This window comes from Marinobacter mobilis, from assembly GCF_900106945.1.
Lineage (GTDB): Bacteria > Pseudomonadota > Gammaproteobacteria > Pseudomonadales > Oleiphilaceae > Marinobacter > Marinobacter mobilis.
Genome location: NZ_FNNE01000014.1, coordinates 25,905 through 43,634 on the forward strand (window position 1 = coordinate 25,905; position 17,730 = coordinate 43,634).

13 protein-coding genes are annotated in these 17,730 nt (G+C 57.2%); 8 read left to right on the forward strand and 5 right to left on the reverse strand.

Annotated features, from left to right (window positions below; all coding sequences use genetic code 11):
* Positions 1–183 precede the first annotated feature (183 nt).
* Positions 184–2,334, reverse strand: coding sequence for a 3-hydroxyacyl-CoA dehydrogenase NAD-binding domain-containing protein (locus BLV11_RS17535; RefSeq protein WP_091817586.1), 2,151 nt, complete (start codon positions 2,332–2,334; stop codon positions 184–186).
* Between the two features lie 24 nt (positions 2,335–2,358).
* Complete coding sequence (locus tag BLV11_RS17540) at positions 2,359–3,567, reverse strand: acetyl-CoA C-acetyltransferase (protein WP_091817589.1); 1,209 nt, start codon at positions 3,565–3,567, stop codon at positions 2,359–2,361.
* A 227-nt stretch (positions 3,568–3,794) separates the two neighbouring features.
* Here BLV11_RS17540 and BLV11_RS17545 point away from each other — a divergent pair, with 227 nt between their 5' ends.
* A complete protein-coding gene (locus BLV11_RS17545; protein WP_091817593.1) occupies positions 3,795–4,058 on the forward strand; it encodes a late competence development ComFB family protein in 264 nt (87 codons plus the stop codon).
* 6 nt (positions 4,059–4,064) lie between these two features.
* Here BLV11_RS17545 and BLV11_RS17550 read toward each other — a convergent pair whose 3' ends face one another.
* On the reverse strand, positions 4,065–6,515 hold the full coding sequence (locus tag BLV11_RS17550; protein WP_091817597.1) for a DUF349 domain-containing protein: 2,451 nt from the start codon (positions 6,513–6,515) through the stop codon (positions 4,065–4,067).
* Positions 6,516–6,693: 178 nt separating this feature from the next.
* Between BLV11_RS17550 and BLV11_RS17555 the strand changes: the two genes are divergently transcribed.
* Positions 6,694–7,185, forward strand: a complete 492-nt coding sequence (locus tag BLV11_RS17555) for a regulatory protein RecX (protein WP_091817602.1) — start codon at positions 6,694–6,696, stop codon at positions 7,183–7,185.
* 39 nt (positions 7,186–7,224) lie between these two features.
* On the opposite strand, the gene mltF is transcribed toward BLV11_RS17555, so the two are convergent.
* Positions 7,225–8,721 (reverse strand): membrane-bound lytic murein transglycosylase MltF, encoded by a 1,497-nt coding sequence (mltF, locus tag BLV11_RS17560; RefSeq protein WP_175528378.1) that lies wholly within the window; start codon positions 8,719–8,721, stop codon positions 7,225–7,227.
* A gap of 549 nt (positions 8,722–9,270) precedes the next feature.
* On the opposite strand from mltF, the gene purL reads away from it, so the two are divergent.
* The gene (gene purL / locus BLV11_RS17565) at positions 9,271–13,176 is read left to right on the forward strand and encodes a phosphoribosylformylglycinamidine synthase (RefSeq protein ID WP_091817609.1); all 3,906 of its coding nucleotides are present in this window, start codon (positions 9,271–9,273) and stop codon (positions 13,174–13,176) included.
* Between the two features lie 527 nt (positions 13,177–13,703).
* Positions 13,704–14,015: a YqfO family protein gene (locus BLV11_RS17575; RefSeq protein WP_091817617.1), complete on the forward strand. Its 312-nt coding sequence runs from the start codon at positions 13,704–13,706 to the stop codon at positions 14,013–14,015.
* Between the two features lie 5 nt (positions 14,016–14,020).
* Here the strand turns inward: BLV11_RS17575 and BLV11_RS17580 are convergent, their stop codons facing one another.
* Entirely contained in the window at positions 14,021–14,572 is a 552-nt protein-coding gene (locus BLV11_RS17580) for an NUDIX hydrolase (RefSeq protein ID WP_091817621.1), read from the reverse strand.
* 95 nt (positions 14,573–14,667) lie between these two features.
* Between BLV11_RS17580 and BLV11_RS17585 the strand changes: the two genes are divergently transcribed.
* From BLV11_RS17585 to purT, 4 genes are read left to right on the forward strand one after another with little or no spacing between them, the layout of a single operon-like run.
* Complete coding sequence (locus tag BLV11_RS17585; RefSeq protein ID WP_091817625.1) at positions 14,668–15,252, forward strand: NUDIX hydrolase; 585 nt, start codon at positions 14,668–14,670, stop codon at positions 15,250–15,252.
* 11 nt (positions 15,253–15,263) lie between these two features.
* Complete coding sequence (locus BLV11_RS17590) at positions 15,264–15,791, forward strand: gamma carbonic anhydrase family protein (RefSeq protein WP_091817629.1); 528 nt, start codon at positions 15,264–15,266, stop codon at positions 15,789–15,791.
* 1 nt (position 15,792) lies between these two features.
* Positions 15,793–15,975, forward strand: coding sequence for a DUF1289 domain-containing protein (locus BLV11_RS17595; protein ID WP_091817632.1), 183 nt, complete (start codon positions 15,793–15,795; stop codon positions 15,973–15,975).
* A gap of 52 nt (positions 15,976–16,027) precedes the next feature.
* Positions 16,028–17,224: a formate-dependent phosphoribosylglycinamide formyltransferase gene (gene purT, locus BLV11_RS17600; RefSeq protein WP_425433841.1), complete on the forward strand. Its 1,197-nt coding sequence runs from the start codon at positions 16,028–16,030 to the stop codon at positions 17,222–17,224.
* Positions 17,225–17,730 lie beyond the last annotated feature (506 nt).

Here is a 17,730-nt window from a genome sequence, read left to right on the forward strand (position 1 = left end):
CATTGTAGGCAAGCGGTTGATCCGTTGCCACAGTTCGCTGGTATCGCAATGTGACAATATGTCCATCATATGGCCACGTGCAACGGATTGTTATCAATCCCTTACGATAATGGTTGGGGCTGCGGAGTAGATCTCAAGGGGAAGGGTGCCCGGAAAGGACTGAAGGCCTTTCCGGGCGATGGATTACGCGAAGGGCGTGTTGGACTCGGCTTTCTCCAGCAGCAGCGCGGGAGGGGTGAACCGGCTGCCATACTGCTTGGCCAGTTCGGCGGCGCGAGTGGCGAATGCCCGCACGCCATAGTGATTGATGAACTGGACGGCGCCGCCGGTCCATGGGGCATAGCCAATGCCGAAGATGCTGCCGATGTTGGCGTCTTCGATCGAGCGCAGAACGCCTTCCTCCAGGCACCGCACGGTTTCGATCGCCTGAATGAACAGAATGCGGTCTTTCAGATCCTGCAGCCGGGTTGCCGTGGCTTTCTCCTGGTCGACGAACAGCGTCTCCAGCTCCGGCCACAAGAACTTCTTGCCTTGCTGCGGATATTCGTAGAAACCGGCGCCTGCGGCCTTGCCCTTGCGCCCCTGTGTTTCAACCATGGTGTCAATCACAGCTTCCGCCGGGTGCGGAACCCATGTGCCGCCGGCGGCTTCTGTGTCTTTTCTGCTCTGCGCCCGGATGTGCTGCATCAGGGTCAGGCTGACTTCATCGGAAATGGCCAGGGGACCGACTGGCATACCGGCCAAGACGCCGGCATTTTCGATGCTGGTAGGGTGGATGCCTTCTGCCAGCATGGCGATGCCTTCATTGACGAAAGTGCCGAAGACCCGGGAGGTGAAGAAGCCACGGCTGTCGTTGACGACAATGGGGATCTTGCCAATCTGCAGCACATAGTCAAAGGCCCGCGCCAGGGTCTCGTCCGAGGTCTTCTCGCCGACGATGATTTCCACCAGTTGCATCTTGTCCACCGGGGAGAAGAAATGCAGGCCGATGAAATTCTCTGCTCTGGCGGAGGCATTTGCCAATTGGGTGATGGGAATTGTGGAGGTATTGGACGCAAAGATGCCGTTGCCCACCAGTTTCGGCTCGGCTTCCTGGGTTACCCGGGCTTTCAGGTTGCTGTCTTCGAACACCGCCTCAATCACCAGATCACAGCCGGCCAGGTCATCCGCGGAATCGGTGGCTTTGATGCGGTTGAGTACGGTGTCCTTCTGCTCTTCGGTCATGCGCTTACGGCTGACTTTCTTGCTCAGCAGGTTGGCAGAATAGCCCTTTCCTTTCTCGGCGTTCTCCACTGACACGTCTTTCAGAACCACGTCGATACCACGGGCAGCAGTGGCGTAGGCGATCCCCGCCCCCATCATTCCAGCGCCGAGTACACCAACCTTGCTGAAGCTCGCCCGGTCAACGCCTTGGGGTCGGCTGCCGCCGGCCTTGATGGCATTGAGCTGGAACCAGAAGGTACCGGTCATGTTCTTGGCGACCTGACCGATAACCAGCTCGGTGAAGTAGCGGGTTTCGATCAGACTGCCGTTGTCAAAGTCTACCTGGCAGCCCTCAACCGCGGCGGAGAGGATCCGCTCTGGGGCGGGATAGCAGCCTTTGGTTTTCTGCTTCAGCATGGCCGGAGCAATGGCCAGCTTTTGTGCCATCGCCGGATGGTGGGGGGCGCCACCGGGGAGCTTGAAGCCTTTCTTGTCCCATGGCTGTTGGCAGCCAGGGTTGGCTTCGATAAACGCCCGAGCCTTTCCGATCAGGTCATCAGCCGAGCTGGCGAGTTCATCCACGATGCCGGCCTTGAGTGCGGCTTTCGGGTTGACCTTTTTGCCTTCCATCAGGAACGGGAACGCCGCTTCCAGCCCGATCATTCGCGGCAGGCGCTGGGTGCCGCCGCCACCAGGCAGCAGGCCAAGGGTGACTTCCGGCAGACCGAGTTGAATCTTGTCGTCGTCGAGAACCACCCGGTGGTGGCAGGCCAGGCAGAGTTCCAGGCCGCCGCCAAGTGCGGAGCCGTTAATGGCTGCCACAACCGGCTTGCCGCAGGTTTCCAATTTACGCATGGCGGCCTTGAGGCCATTAACCATGTCTTCAAACGCCTTGGCGTCATCGCGGGTGACTTTGTGGAGTTCGTTGAGGTCGCCACCGGCGAAGAAGGTTTTCTTGGCAGAGGCAATGATGATGCCGCGAACCGTGTCGAGGTCGGCGGTAACTTTTTCGACCGTGGCGTCGAGGGCATCGCGGAACACCGAATTCATGGTGTTGGCTGATTGCCCCGGCATGTCGATGGTCAGGGTGAGAATCTGGTCGGCACCCAGTTCGTAACGAATAGCAGTCATAATCGGTTCTCCTCAGGTGTCGGCTCAGCAGCGTTCAATGATGGTCGCAATTCCCATACCGCCACCCACACAGAGGGTGGCCAGGCCGTAGCGCAGTTCGCGACGTTCCAGCTCATCGAGCAGGGTGCCGACAATCATTGCTCCGGTGGCACCGAGGGGGTGGCCGAGGGCAATGGCACCGCCATTGACGTTGACTTTGTCGTCGGGCACGGAGAGTTCTTTCTGGAATCGCATCACCACTGAGGCGAAGGCTTCGTTGACTTCAAACAGGTCGATCTGGTCAACGCTCAGGCCTGCTTTTTCGAGGGCCTTACGGGCTGCGGGGGCCGGACCGGTCAGCATGATGGTCGGATCGGTACTGGTGACTGCGGTGGCAACGATGCGTGCTCGCGGAGTCAGGCCAAGCGCTTTGCCCTTGGCTTCGCTGCCGATCAGCATGGCCGTGGCACCGTCGACGATACCGGAGGAGTTACCGGCGTGGTGAACGTGGTTGATCTTTTCCACGTAGTGGTACTTTTCCCGGGCGACGCCGTCAAAGCCCATTTCACCCATCATCTGGAACGACGGTCTGAGTTGGCCCAGGGATTCCAGGGTCGTGTTGCCACGGACATGTTCGTCCCGATCGAGGATGGTGACGCCATTCTGATCTTTGACAGGGACAACGGAGCGTTTGAAATAGCCGTTCTCCCAGGCATTGGCGGCCTTCTTCTGGGAGTTGACGGCAAATTGGTCAACATCCTCGCGGCTGAATCCCTCGATGGTGGCGATCAGGTCGGCACCAATGCCCTGGGGCATGAACCCGGTGTGCAGGTTGGTAGCAGGGTCCATGGCCCAGGCACCCCCGTCGGAACCCATGGCAACCCGGGACATGGCTTCAACGCCACCGGCAACCACCAGATCTTCCCAGCCTGAACGAACCTTCATGGCGGCCAGGTTAACGGCTTCCAGGCCGGAGGCACAGAAACGGTTGAGGGTGACGCCGGCCACCACTTCGTCCCAGTCTGCAGCCAGCGCCGCAGTCTTTGCAATATCGGCACCCTGATCGCCTACGGCGGTAACGCAGCCCATAACAATGTCGTCAACCTGGGACGTATCCAAGTTGTTCCTTTCCTGCAGCGCCTTGAGCACGGTGGTCATCAGGGTGATGGGTTTAACGCTGTGCAGGGAGCCGTCTTTCTTGCCACGGCCTCTTGGGGTGCGCACTGCATCGAAGATATAGGCCTCGGTGCTCATGGTCTGTCCTCGGGTCTGATTGTTGTTTGCTGGGGTATGGCGAACGATAACAGGCCGGCCATTCCCCAAATGATTCGACAGCTTACCTTAGCCTGTCGTTCCCGCTTCGGGTAATGACGCCGGCTGCCAATTCAATTGGCGAAAGCGCTCATGACAACCTCGGTGGTGGCAACTATGGTTGTAGGCATCAGTCAGGTTTTTTATTGGACAGTCAGCCGGAGGCGTGCATGTCGTTATTAAATGCGATCGATAATTATTATGAGCGGTTGGTAGCGGAAGCCGTTGAGGCCAGCCGCACAGAAGGGGACGCCGAGGATTTTCTGGCAGACGTGATGTGCGTTGCCCTGAACAGACTGCCATCCCGCTATTACCGGTTCGCCATCGATATGAGCTTCTACCTGGCGGATCAGGAATTGGAGGAAATGAAAGAAAAAGCCCGGGTCGCTGTCGCTGAAGCCCGGGCTTTTGTGGGGTCTCACTCACGGGAGTGATCGCGATTAACTGATTGAGGCGTTAAGCGCGAGCTTCAGCCGTTCTGCCATGTCAGCGGCCCGGTCGCTCTGATCAAGGCCGATGCACCAGTGTGCGACCAGGGATTCCAGCTGATCGCGGGAATTGCCCCCGGTATTTCCGCCGCCGAGTCCGTCAGACAGACGTTGTACCTGGATTTCCATGCGCAGGGCCTGATCGTGCTCCGGGGATGGGATTTCCGAGAGGATCTCGGCGCGAACCACCAGTTCCCGAGCGGACAGTTCCGCGAGTGCTTGCGAACGACGGTTCCAGGCTTCGGGAAGGGTGGGCATGGCGGAGTTGTCCAGGCAGGCATCGATGTACTGATGCCAGCTGGCAATGCGATCCGCCTGGACTTGCAGTGCCTGCAAGGCTTTCAGCCGCGAACGTTCTGCGGCCAGTTGGTCAGACATCGGTCGAGAAGCCGGTTGCTGACTCAGCTTATTCAGCTCCTCAAGCGCCTGCGCCAGAGCGTCCCCGGTGACACTCTGGTCGGTGAGCCTGCTGGTCTGGGCCAGGGCATCCCGCAGACGCTGGTCGGCGGCTTCGGTTTCCTGCTGGTGTGCGGAACGCTCGGCCTCACGACGATCGAAAACGGCATCGCAGGCCTGACGGAAGGCCCGCCACAATTTTCGGTCTTCGCGGTGACGGGTGATGCCGATGGCTTGCCATTCGCCCTGCAGCGCTTTGGCCTGGTTCATGGCCTCGGCCAGTGGCTCCAGCTCTTTCAGGGCCTGGGCCCGTTCGACAATGGCCTGTTTCAGCTGCTCATTTTTCTCACGTTCCGCGTTTAGTGGTGATTCCAGGCGCTTGAGCAAAGCGTCGAAGCGCTTCTGTACGGTACGGTTGTCACGGAATTCCACCGGCCAGGCCGCCTTCCATTCGGCCCGTGCCGTTCTCAGGATCTGGTCGATCGCTTTCCAGTCAGAACGGGACAGGTCAGTGTTGTTGAGGAAAGTTTCCAGTTCGTCACAAATCGTACTGCGCTTGTCCAGGTTGGTTTGCTTGAGCCCGGATTTCGCCGCGAAGTAAGCCTTGCAAGGCTCGTAGGCGGCGTCGGAGGCCTTCTTGAAGCGATCCCAGAGCGTGCGGTCGGAAGAGCCGCCGAGTTCCCGCCATTCATTCTGCAGTTCTTTGATGCGCTCTGCTTTGGCCTCGGGGTCCATCGGTTGGTCTGCGAGGTATTCCATCTGCTCGCACAGGGCCAATTGCTTGGGGCCGGTGGCGAAGCCTTGCCAGTCGTTGAGTTCGCGCAGCTGGCCTCCGAGCAGTTGCAGGCGGGCCTGATGGGAACGGGCATTCGCCTTGTTCAGGGCCTTTTGCAGCTGCTGTGCTTTTTTGAATAACTGCCGGGACTCTTTGAGCTGGCGGGCTTCCAGGGCCTGTTCGAGCTGATCCAGCGTGTCGCTGAAGGCCCTGGCATTCTGTTTTTGCTGCTCGTCATCAAGGGGCTTGTCCGGTCGCGCCGCCGGGGTTTTGATCAGAGTGTTCAGCTGGCGCAGTTGCTCTGGTACGGCAAAACCGGGTGGCCAGGCAATATCGCCCAGTAGGGTCTTCGCCTCAGTCAGCTGAGGCTCAGCCAGGGTGTTGTCGGAGACCTGGTCGAGCAGTGCCTGCAGGGATGCGGTGGCGGTGGAAAAACGACGCGCTGCAACAAGAAAGGCTTTCAGGGCCTGCATGGCGGTTTCGTACTGCTTTTGCTCGGATTTCTGGACTTGGGTATCCCGGGTGGCTTCGAGCCAGCGGATTTCCTGGGTTTTCTGCAGCGCGTCCACGGCTGATAGGGAGGGCAGGGCGTGGGCGGCGGAGTCCTTAAGGTCGTCAAGGGTTGCCTCAAGCAGTTCGATCGTGCTGGCGCGCTGCTGGGACTGGTTTGCGTGGCGTTGTTGCTCAGCGGCTGCGGCCGCGAATGTCTGGATGCGCTCGCGGCAGCCGCTACAGGCGTTAAGGAAGGCCGATGCCTGCTCGGCGGATGCCTGGGCTTCAATCTGTTCCCATTGCTTCAGCAGGGCTTCGAAGCGGGCTTCGTAGAGATTGGTATCTTCGCTGCGTGCCTGCTCCTCGGCCTGTCGGATCAGCGCCTGAATGCGTTCCCGGGTCTGGCTGAGGGCGGCTTCCGCCTGCTTGATTTCCTGAAGCTTGTTGCGTACCAGTTGGTAAACGCCCTTGTCTTTGCCTTTGCTCGCTTTCTGGACCCGGTTTAGGGTGTCGCGGTCATCAATGGTGCTCGCGGCCCGCTGACGAATATCAGCGGTCACACCATCAATGGATAACTGTTCCAGTTGCGCCAGTGTTGGCTGGCCTTTGAGGATACTGTCCTGCTCGGATTTCAGCTCATCCTGCCGGTCCCGGGCTTCAGCGATCGGGGCCTGGGGTTTTGGCTCCGGAGCCGGTTGGGCTTTGCGGTTCTTGAACAGTTTCCGGATGAATGCAGCCATGAACGTATCCTTCAGTATTGAAACGAGGTCCTGGTATCCGGCACAGTGGGCCGGTACCACACATCGGCCAGCCGGTAACACCGGCAGCCGGGCAGAGGTTGGGCGAAGTCTGAATTTGGTTGTTCCGCCTCGAGGGAACATAGTCTAGCGTTTGGAAGGCACCAGCGGGAAGAGTCAATTGGCAAGAGATCGTCACAACCAGGATCCTGAGCAGCAGGCAAGATCAGTGGCGCTGCGCCTGCTTGCAAGAAGGGAACATAGTCGTTTTGAGCTGGAGCTCAAGCTTCGGCAGCGGAAGCTGGACGCCGCCCTGATCGATCGGGTGCTGGATGACTTCGAGGAGCAGGGCTGGCTGAGCGATGAGCGCTTTGCCGATATCTATGCCCGCAACCGGATCAACTTACGCTATGGCCCGCTGCGCATTCGTGCTGAATTGCAGCAGAAAGGGATCCGTTTTGTACCGGAGAGTCTGGCAGCGATCACGGATCGGCAATGGTGCGAAATCGCACTGCTGGCGCGCGAACGCCGGTTCGGGTTGGCCGACCTGAGGGACGACTGGACTGCGAGGGCGAAACAGGCCCGGTTTCTGGGGCAGAGGGGATTCAGTGCCGAGCAGGTGGAGCACGCCCTGGACGTGAAAAGTCAGGAGGAAGCAGGGCAGCAAGGGTAAGCGCCTGTTCGGCCGCTCCCTGCATTGCCCGCTATTTCGCTAAAGCGTCGGTGGGGTCAGTCCCAGGTCCCGGGGCAGGACAGACCGTTCGTCACTTCCGAGGGGTGGCTCGGTAAGGACATCGTCTGTCAGGTCCGGCAGTTCCTGGCTGGCAACCTGCTCACTCGCCTGGGTCGGATCTTTCATCCAGGCCAGAACATCATAATATCGTCGAATGTTCTGTACATAAATGACGGGTTCATGACCCCGGGCGTAGCCAAACCGGGTTTTGGTGTACCACTCTTTCTGCGCCAGCAAGGGCAGAAACTCCTTCACGTCCATCCAGCGATCCGGATTCTTGCCGGCAGCTTCGGTGAGTCGGCGGGCATCTTCCAGATGGCCATAACCAACGTTATAGGAAGCCAGTGCAAACCAGGTACGGTCCGGTTCGGGAATACGCTCAGGGATCCGTTCGTGTACCATGCTGAAATAACGGGCACCACCGTCCACGCTCTGCGCGGGATCCAGGCGGTTGTCGATCCCGACATAGTCGGCGGTATTCAGGGTCAGCATCATCATGCCCCGGACACCGGTCGGCGAGACCGCGTTGGGTCGCCAATGGGACTCCTGATAACCAATGGCCGCCAGCAGGCGCCAATCGAGGCCATTTTTCTGGGCATGGTCGCGAAACAGGTCTTCGTATCTCGGTAGCCGGTTGCGGACGTGATGGACGAAGGTGCGCGCGCCGACGTAGTTAAGCCGGTCAAGATGGCCGTAATAGCGTTCCTTGAGCTGGTCCAGCGTTCCATCTGCCTCCAGCACGCTAAAAAAGCCCTGAGCCGCTTCGTAGAGCGTATCGTCCTGTTCAATAGGCAGCAGCCAGACCAGGCGGGCAGGGTCATTAAGGGTGAAAGCTTCCTTGACCGCCGGAAAATAGACGTGGTTGATGGCCAACTCATTGGACGCAACAACCGCCACTTGCAGCTCGCCCGACTCTATCCGCTTGAGCAGCCCCGCCGCATCAAGTTCTGCGTGCTGCTGCCATGTCAGATCCGGGTGCTCAGCCTGCAACTCCTGGAGGTAACGGATGTGGCTGCTGTTGGCAATAACATGAATGGGGGTGTCCACCAGATCCTCAATGTTCTCTGGCTTCGCCATATCCCGATTATAGATGACAACCGATTGCGACTTCAGTCCAATGGGAACGGTGCGGAAACGATTGTCGTACTCGGGGGCGTCGGTCAGTCCGGCAAGTCCGATATGGGCGTAATTGCGGTCCAGGACCGACAGGATTTCGGTATTGTCTTCGGCGACCCTGACTCTCAGTTCTACGCCGAGTGAGTCGGCGAAACTTTTGGCGAGTTCATACTCGAAACCGGCAGGGCCATCCCTGTGTTCGTAATAGACGGAGGGGGCGTTGCGGGTAATGACGTGAAGAACGCCTTCCGAGCGAATCTCTTCCAGGGTTGACGGCCTGGAGCAGCCAGAGGTGATCATGACAACACTGGCGATTGCCAGCCAGCAAGCGCCTGTGCGGAAGTGTTTCAGTTGTGGCATAAGAGAAATCATCGCCAAATCCTTAGTCTCCCGTACAGCGGTTCCGAGGGTTCGTCACTCATGCCCTTGCTATCTTTTCCCTTTATAACAATAGCTTGGCTTGTTGAGTGGGCTCTGACAGAACGCGGGTCAGGCTTTCCATGCCCATTGAAATGATCCCCCAGTTCTGTGCGCCAGGTCAATCTTACTGTTCGAAAACTATGCAAAACTCTGTCAACTGTATAATCCTTGTACAGCTTGTGCTGTGGCTTTCATGACCGTCCGGACGTGTCTGTACAGCCCTTGTTACAGGTCTGGCCCGTTGCCAGATCGGGTCGGCGACATGATCGTTTGAACCGTGATGGGGGTCTATAGGCCATTTTGCTAGTTCGAACTGACCGGCATGGTGGAAATCCACAGGAAGTCAGGTTGGATTGTCGGGCTTTCGTCTCTGTATCCCTCCGTCGCTTTCCAGTATCATTGCGCCCGTTCAGATCAAACCGGTCCCGGCGACGTTTGCCATTGCCAGGACGTTCCTGATTCCCAGATTAGCGTGTACAGGTTTAGACCATGCTGGAACTTCGCGGCGCTCCTGCGCTCTCGCCCTTCCGTTCTCAGAAGTTGCTTGCCCAGATTCAGGCCATCGTGCCTGAGGTTGAGCGCGTTTATGCTGAGTTCATGCACTTTTGCGATATCGACGACGCCCTGGCGCCGATGGAGCAGCAGGTCCTCGACCGCCTGCTTACCTACGGCCCCAGTGTGCCGGCGGAGCAACCTGAGGGCATTCTCTTCCTGGTGGTTCCCCGTCCGGGCACCCTGTCTCCCTGGTCCAGTAAGGCGACAGACATTGCCCGTAACTGTGGTCTTAAGCAGATTCGTCGCATTGAACGTGGCTGCGCTTATTATGTGGCCGCATCGGAAAAGCTCGGGCTTGATCAGCGTGAACAGATCGCGGCACTTCTCCATGACCGGATGACCCAGAAGGTGTTCCATGAAATGGGTGGTGCAGAACTGCTGTTCAATCGGGAAGAGCCGCGACCGCTGAACAAAGTCGCCATTCTTGCCGGCGGGCGCAAGGCGCTGGAAGATGCCAACCGCACTCTGGGCCTGGCACTGGCTGAAGATGAGATCGATTATCTGGTCAACGCCTTTAAAGGTCTTGAGCGGGACCCGACAGATGTCGAGCTGATGATGTTTGCCCAGGCGAACTCCGAACATTGCCGACACAAGATTTTCAACGCTTCCTGGGACATTGATGGCGAAGCCCAGGAAAAATCGCTGTTTGCGATGATCCGTAACACCTTCGAGATGAACAGTGAAGGCGTGCTGTCCGCCTACAAGGATAACGCCTCGGTTATTGAGGGGAGTCGCGGCGGGCGGTTCTTCCCGAATCCGGACAGCGGTGTCTACGAATACAATGAGGAAGACATCCACATCCTCATGAAGGTGGAAACACACAACCACCCGACCGCCATTTCTCCGTTCGCCGGCGCGGCAACGGGCTCCGGTGGTGAGATTCGTGATGAGGGCGCGACTGGGCGTGGCTCCAAGCCCAAAGCGGGCCTGACCGGCTTTACCGTGTCCAACCTCAATATCCCGGGTGATGAGCAGCCCTGGGAAGGCGGATACGGCAAGCCGGAACGGATTGCCTCGGCCCTCGACATCATGATTGAAGGGCCGATTGGTGGCGCTGCTTTTAACAACGAATTCGGCCGACCGAACCTTGCGGGCTATTTCCGTACCTTCGAGGAGAGCGTTGCCGGACCCACCGGTGAGGAAGTTCGCGGCTACCATAAGCCGATCATGATTGCCGGTGGTCTGGGTAATATCCGGGCGGAGCACGTCGAAAAGGGCAGCATTCCTGTTGGTGCCAAGCTGATTGTGCTGGGCGGTCCTTCCATGTTGATCGGTCTCGGAGGCGGCGCGGCCTCGTCCATGGATTCAGGCTCAAGCCATGAAAACCTCGACTTTGCTTCCGTGCAGCGTGATAACCCGGAAATGGAACGCCGTTGTCAGGAGGTCATTGACCGTTGCTGGCAGATGGGTGACAGCAACCCTGTCAGCTTCATCCATGACGTAGGCGCTGGCGGCCTGTCCAATGCCATGCCTGAGCTGGTCAAGGATGGTGGGCGTGGTGGCAAGTTCGAGCTGCGGGAAATTCCGAACGATGAACCTGGCATGTCGCCGCTGGAGATCTGGTGTAACGAGTCCCAGGAGCGTTATGTGCTCGCAGTGGCACCACAGAATCTCAAGCGCTTTGACGAAATTTGCCGTCGCGAGCGTTGCCCTTATGCCGTCATTGGCGAAGCCACCGAGGAAATGCATCTGGAGCTGGCGGATTCCTATTTCAACGACCGGGCAGTGGACCTGCCGATGGACGTGTTGTTTGGCAAGCCGCCGAAGATGCATCGCAGCGTGGCGCGTTCTTCGTTCACCAAACCCATCTTTGACAGCACCCAGATTGACGTCAAGGATGCGATTCGCCGGGTGCTTCGCCTGCCGTCTGTCGGCAGCAAAAGCTTCCTGATCACCATTGGCGACCGCACGATCACCGGTCTGGTGGCGCGGGATCAGATGGTCGGTCCCTGGCAGGTTCCGGTCAGTGATGTGGCCGTTACCGCAGCTTCATTCGATGTGCACACCGGCGAAGCCATGGCCATGGGCGAGCGCACACCGGTAGCCACCATTGATGCACCTGCCTCTGGTCGCATGGCGGTCGGTGAAGTCATCACCAATCTGGCTGCTGCATCGATTGAAAAACTGTCCAATATCCGTCTGTCGGCGAACTGGATGGCCGCGGCGGGTCATCCGGGTGAAGATGAAAACCTTTACGAGACCGTAAAGGCCGTTGGTATGGAGTTGTGCCCGCAGCTGGGGATTACCATTCCCGTGGGTAAGGACTCCATGTCCATGAAGACCGTCTGGGAAGAGGATAACGGCGAGCAGAAGAGTGTGACTGCTCCGTTGTCACTGGTCATCAGCGGTTTCTCTCCGGTTACCGATGTTCGTAAGACCCTGACGCCGGAACTACGGACTGATGCGGGTGAAACCGACCTGATCCTGGTGGATCTGGCAGCCGGCCAGAATCGACTGGGGGGCTCTGCCCTTGCCCAGGTCTATCGTCAGGTGGGTGCGGTAGCACCAGACCTGGATGACCCTGAGGACATCAAGGCCTTCTTTGCGGTGATTCAGGGCCTGAACAGTGACGACAAGCTCCTGGCCTATCATGACCGTTCTGACGGCGGCATGTTTGTTACCTTGGCCGAAATGGCGTTTGCTGGTCACACTGGCGTTGACGTCAAGCTTGATGGCCTGGCTGAACATGCGAGCCAGTTTGCCCGTGAAATGTTCAACGAGGAACTGGGGGCGGTGATCCAGGTTCGTCGCGAAGACACTGAGTTTGTGTTGCAGCAGTTCTCCGGAGCTGGCCTGGGTGAGCACACCTCGGTTATCGGAACCCTGAACGCCGACGATCGTGTCCGCTTCTCCTTTGCTGGAGAGGATGTCATCGATGAGGCTCGAGCTGATCTGCAGCGGCTATGGTCCGAAACCAGCTATCAGGTCCAGTCGCTGCGTGATAACGCCGAGTGTGCGGCGGAAGAGTTTGACAACATCCTCGATGCCAGCGATCCCGGCCTGCAGGCGGAGTTGACCTTTGATCTGAACGAAGATGTTGCCGCTCCGTACATTGCTACCGGTGTTCGTCCCCGTGTGGCGGTGCTGCGCGAGCAGGGCGTCAACGGGCAGGTTGAAATGGCTGCGGCCTTTGATCGTGCCGGCTTTGAAGCCGTTGATGTGCACATGAGCGATATGCTCTCAGGGCGCGTCAGCCTGGAAGGTTTCAGTACCCTGGTTGCCTGTGGTGGCTTCTCTTACGGAGACGTGTTGGGTGCAGGTGAAGGCTGGGCCAAGTCTATTCTGTTCAATGAGCGTGTGCGCGACCAGTTCGCGGCGTTCTTTGAGCGCCAGGACACCTTGTCGCTGGGGGTATGTAACGGCTGTCAGATGCTGTCGAATCTCCACGAACTGATTCCGGGCAGTGAAGGCTGGCCCCGGTTTGTCCGTAACCAGTCGGAGCAGTTTGAGGCGCGTCTGGTCATGGTTGAGGTGGCACCTTCGAAATCGGCATTCCTTGATGGTATGGCCGGATCCCGTATGCCTATCGCGGTTGCTCACGGTGAAGGGCGAGTGGAGTTTGGTGGCACTGGGTCCGCTGCTCAGTTGGCTGATGCCGGCCTTGTAGCGTTGCGATACGTTAACAACCACGGCCAGGTGACCGAGCGCTATCCGTTTAACCCCAATGGCTCTGAGGCTGGTATTACCGGGGTGACAACCAGTGACGGTCGGGTAACGATCATGATGCCGCACCCTGAGCGGGTCTTCCGTGCTGCGCAGCTTTCCTGGCGTCCACAGGGTTGGACGGAAGATGCGCCGTGGATGCGGATGTTCCGTAACGCTCGCCGGTTGTTTGACTAAACCCCGAGCGGTGAACTAAAACCGGTCATGGGCTGCCTCAAAGCGAAGCAGTCCATGACCGGTTTTTTTGTGGTGAGTCGTAACGTGATTTGTTACCGGCTGTATCACTGCCGTATTGTGATCGAAGGCCTGTACATTAAGGTCGAGTTTTTGGCGCAAAAATATAAATTCAGGCGTCAAAAAATAGATCAAAAAATCATCAGGCATCGGGAATTTTCTCTTGACTAATCGGTTTTATGCACATTCCTGGTGCTTGTCTGTATGAAGACTGAACAGCACTTCATTTTTTCGCATAATTTTTGCTCGACTTTCGTAAGTTGTTGAAATAAAAGTAAATATATTAAAAGGCGAATTTGTCGCCAATTTGTCCAGAACGCAGTAATCATGCGCTCTTGGGAGGGATTCCCAAAAACTTTCCCCAGAGTTATCCACAGAATCTGTGGGTAAGTTTCTAAATGGTTAATCTGACCAAAAATTGTTCACCCGAAGTTGGTCAGAGGATTTGGTCAAGGTCCTGGGAGGCGGTTGTGTATAAGCTGTGCTATTTCGTGCCTGAATCTCATCTGGAGCAAACCAAGCGCGCGCTGTTTGAGGTGGGGGCGGGAAAAATTGGTGATTACGATGCCTGTGCCTGGCAATGCCTGGGGCAGGGGCAGTTTCGCCCACTTGACGGCAGTCAGCCGTTCCTGGGCGAGCGGGGGGAGCTTCATGTGGTTGAGGAATACAAGGTTGAGCTGGTGTGTGAAGACCGTCTGATTCATCGGGCTCTGGATGCGCTAAAGGCAGCGCATCCCTATGAAGAGCCCGCGTATGAAGTGTTCAGGATGGAAGAGTTCTGATTGGCTTAGCGTTTATCCCGGGAAGGCTGAAACCGAATATCACTGACGTGAAGCGGGAAGTGGCTTTCCTTCTGATCTGCAATAAAGTACTCCAGCGTCCGCTTGACGGTTGGGAACGACAGTTCATCCCAGGGGATTTCATCAATACTGAAAAGCTGGCTTTCCAGGGACTCCTCGCCGGCGCCAAACGAGCCGTTTGTCAGGGTGGCGCGGTAAAACATATGGACCTGGTCGATGTGGGGTACGTGAATGATGGTGTAAAGGCCCTCGATACTGACCTCAGCCAGTGCCTCTTCCCAGGTTTCCCTTGCTGCTGCCTCATTGGTGGTTTCTGAATTCTCCATGAATCCTGCGGGCAAGGTCCAGTAGCCATAGCGTGGCTCAATGGCGCGCCGGCATAGCAGGATCTTGCCCTCCCAGACCGGGACCGTTCCCGCAACGATGCGGGGATTCTGGTAATGTATCGTGTCGCAGTTCGGGCATACATACCGGTGTCGGTTATCACCTTCCGGGACCCGGTGTTCGACCGAGTGGCCGCAACTGCTGCAGTATTTCATGGAGTTCCTCGTATACTCTGTAGTTTAGGAGTCAGTTTATCTGGCTGGCTTTGATCTGTCTCACCCTATCCAGTGTTGTTAGTTGGAGTTGTGATTTGCGTGAACTGTTAACCCGGCGGCTGGCGAACTATGCGCCCCGGCAATTGGCGCTCGATTATCCGGAGGCGGGGATCCTGCTGCCGGTGACCGATGCCCCCGGTAATCCTGAGATTGTCTTTACGCTTCGGTCGCCCAATCTCAGTGTCCATAGCGGTCAGGTTGCATTCCCTGGTGGCAAGCGTGATCTGTCCGATCGCACTCTGGTTGAAACGGCGCTCAGGGAAAGTCATGAAGAAATCGGCCTGGAACCTGGGCAGGTGGAGATCATTGCACCACTGAGTCAGGTGATGTCCCGTTATGGAATACTGGTGACGCCCTACGTTGGGTTGGTTCCGCATGACATTTCGCTCGCGGCCAATCCTGATGAGATTGAAAGTATCTTTCGGGTGCCCATCGAGTTTTTCCTGACGGATCCGCGGGAGCGGACGGACACCATTCCCTTTCTGGATCAAACCTACCATATACCGTGTTACCGTTGGGGCCGCTACGAGATCTGGGGCCTGTCTGCGGTGGTGCTGGTCGATTTTCTCAATGCTGTGTACGATGCCAGCATTGATTTGCTGGAGCCGCCCGTGGCCTGAGGAGAATGTCTATGCTGTATGAGCTGCCTGATCGAAGCCCTGAATTTCGTGGCGAAGGGCAATTTGTTGCCGACAATGCGACAGTTATTGGAAGTGTTGTGTTGGAAGCGCACAGCAGTGTCTGGTTTAACGTGGTTATTCGCGGCGACAATGACCTGATTACTATTGGGCCTGAAAGCAACGTGCAGGATGGCTCGGTGTTGCATACGGATTCTGGTGTCAGGCTGACGCTTGGGCGCGGCGTGACGGTTGGTCACAAGGCCATGCTCCATGGTTGCGACGTTGGGGATTACTCTCTGATTGGTATCAATGCAGTGGTGCTCAATGGCGCGAAGATTGGCAAGCACTGCCTGATCGGAGCCAATACGCTTATTCCCGAGGGCATGGTCATTCCGGACGGTTCACTGGTGATTGGTTCACCGGGTAAGGTTAAGAAGGAATTAAGCGATGGCCAGAAGAAAATGCTGGAGCTGAGCGCAGGCCATTATGTGGAAAATGCTGCGCGTTATCTGATGGGTCTCAAGCGGGTGGAGCGCTGAAATGTTGGTTTCTGACAAGGTACGCTCTCCTTGTGTGAGTGTGTGTGCCCTGGATGCCAATGATGTCTGCATTGGTTGTCATCGAAGTGGGGACGAAATCATGCGCTGGACCCAAATGACCAATGACGAGCGTCGGGACGTTCTGAAGAAGGTTGCAGAGCGCGAAAGGGGTTCTTTGCTCTGACGACACCGGTCCGGGTAAAAGACGTAAGAACATAATGACTGGAGATAACGACGTGACAAATAATGTATCGGTCAGCCTGGGTACGCCCCTTAAGGAAGGGGCGTACCGGGTTTTGCTGTGTGGTGCTGGCGAACTGGGTAAAGAAGTAGTGATTGAGCTGCAGCGACTGGGTGTAGAGGTGATCGCTGCGGACCGTTACGCCAATGCGCCAGCTATGCAGGTTGCTCATCGCAGTCATGTTATCGATATGCTTGATGCAGCGGAGCTGCGGCGAATCATTGAGCTTGAACGTCCTGATCTTGTCGTCCCGGAAATTGAGGCAATCGCCACGCCAGAGCTGGTCAAGTTGGAAGAGGAGGGGTATCGCATTGTACCCACCGCCCGCGCGGTTAATCTGACCATGAACCGGGAAGGCATTCGCCGTCTTGCGGCTGAAGAGCTGAATCTGCCGACCTCTCCGTATCGCTTTGCCGATTCTGCAGAGGCGTTTCGTGAGGCAGTGAGTGAAGTTGGTATGCCGCTGGTAGTGAAGCCGGTGATGAGTTCATCCGGTAAGGGGCAAAGCACCGTTTGTTCGCAAGATGAAGTGGAGGCTGCGTGGGAATATGCGCAGTCCGGCGGGCGGGCCGGTAAAGGTCGGGTTATCGTCGAGGGGTTTGTCGATTTCGATTATGAGATCACCTTGCTGACGGTACGGCACGCGGGTGGGGTGAGCTTTTGCGCTCCTATTGGTCATCGGCAGGAAGATGGCGACTATCGTGAGTCCTGGCAGCCGCAGCCTATGTCGGAAAAGGCGCTGGCCCGTTCCCGGGAAATTGCGGAGGCGGTGACCGAGAGTCTGGGTGGCTACGGCGTCTATGGCGTTGAGTTGTTCATTAAAGGGGATGATGTGTACTTCTCTGAAGTGTCGCCACGGCCTCACGATACTGGCCTGGTGACCCTGGTTTCTCAGGATCTTTCCGAGTTTGCCCTGCATGCCCGTGCCATTCTGGGCCTTCCTGTGCCGGCTATTCGCCAGCTGGGCGCTGCGGCGTCATCAGTCATTCTCCCGGAAGGGGATTCTGAGGCCGTGAGTTTCTCTGGGTTGGAGAAGGCGTTGGCGGAGCCCGATGTGCAGCTCAGGTTGTTTGGAAAACCGGAGCTTAAGGGGCGCCGCAGAATGGGCGTGGCGCTTGCCAAGGCTGAGAGCATCGATTCGGCGCGTGAAAAAGCGTGTCGGGCTTCAGGGGCGGTAGACGTCCATCTGTAAGTGCGGAAAACGGCTTTTTGAAATTCATTTTGAAAAGCCGTTGACAGCCTCGCTGAGGTCTGTAGAATGCGCATCTCTTTCGAGGGGCAAGCCGCTGAGGCGGGCCAGAAATCGAAAGATAACCGACTGAAAGTACTGAGTTTTTTGAATTAAAAGAAACTTTAGTTCAGCGGTTGACAAGGGGTCGGGTTGCTGTAGAATGCGCCTCCTCCTTGAGAAGGAAGCCGGAAGGTTTCGGTGGTTTTCAGAGTAGCGAAAACGGCGAAAACAAACGGTTGACAAGGTCGCGGATCTCTGTAGAATACGCGGCCTTGATCGGGCAACGGCCCAGCTCTTTAAAAAGTTAACTAAGTAATTCGTGTGGGCGCTGGCTGAGGTATTTCGGACATGAAATACCAAGACAGTGACTCGTCGAACATTGAGTTTTGTCTTGAGCAGATTTAGAAGCTTCGGCTTCTGTATGATTTAAACTGAAGAGTTTGATCATGGCTCAGATTGAACGCTGG

Bases quoted from the DNA above. Each gene is read 5' to 3' on its own strand.
- BLV11_RS17535 (WP_091817586.1), bottom strand. From the start codon at position 2,334: ATGACTGCTATTCGTTACGAACTGGGTGCCGACCAGATTCTCACCCTG.
- BLV11_RS17540 (WP_091817589.1), bottom strand. From the start codon at position 3,567: ATGAGCACCGAGGCCTATATCTTCGATGCAGTGCGCACCCCAAGAGGC.
- BLV11_RS17545 (WP_091817593.1), top strand. From the start codon at position 3,795: ATGTCGTTATTAAATGCGATCGATAATTATTATGAGCGGTTGGTAGCG.
- BLV11_RS17550 (WP_091817597.1), bottom strand. From the start codon at position 6,515: ATGGCTGCATTCATCCGGAAACTGTTCAAGAACCGCAAAGCCCAACCG.
- mltF (WP_175528378.1), bottom strand. From the start codon at position 8,721: ATGCCACAACTGAAACACTTCCGCACAGGCGCTTGCTGGCTGGCAATC.
- purL (WP_091817609.1), top strand. From the start codon at position 9,271: ATGCTGGAACTTCGCGGCGCTCCTGCGCTCTCGCCCTTCCGTTCTCAG.
- BLV11_RS17580 (WP_091817621.1), bottom strand. From the start codon at position 14,572: ATGAAATACTGCAGCAGTTGCGGCCACTCGGTCGAACACCGGGTCCCG.
- BLV11_RS17590 (WP_091817629.1), top strand. From the start codon at position 15,264: ATGCTGTATGAGCTGCCTGATCGAAGCCCTGAATTTCGTGGCGAAGGG.
- BLV11_RS17595 (WP_091817632.1), top strand. From the start codon at position 15,793: ATGTTGGTTTCTGACAAGGTACGCTCTCCTTGTGTGAGTGTGTGTGCC.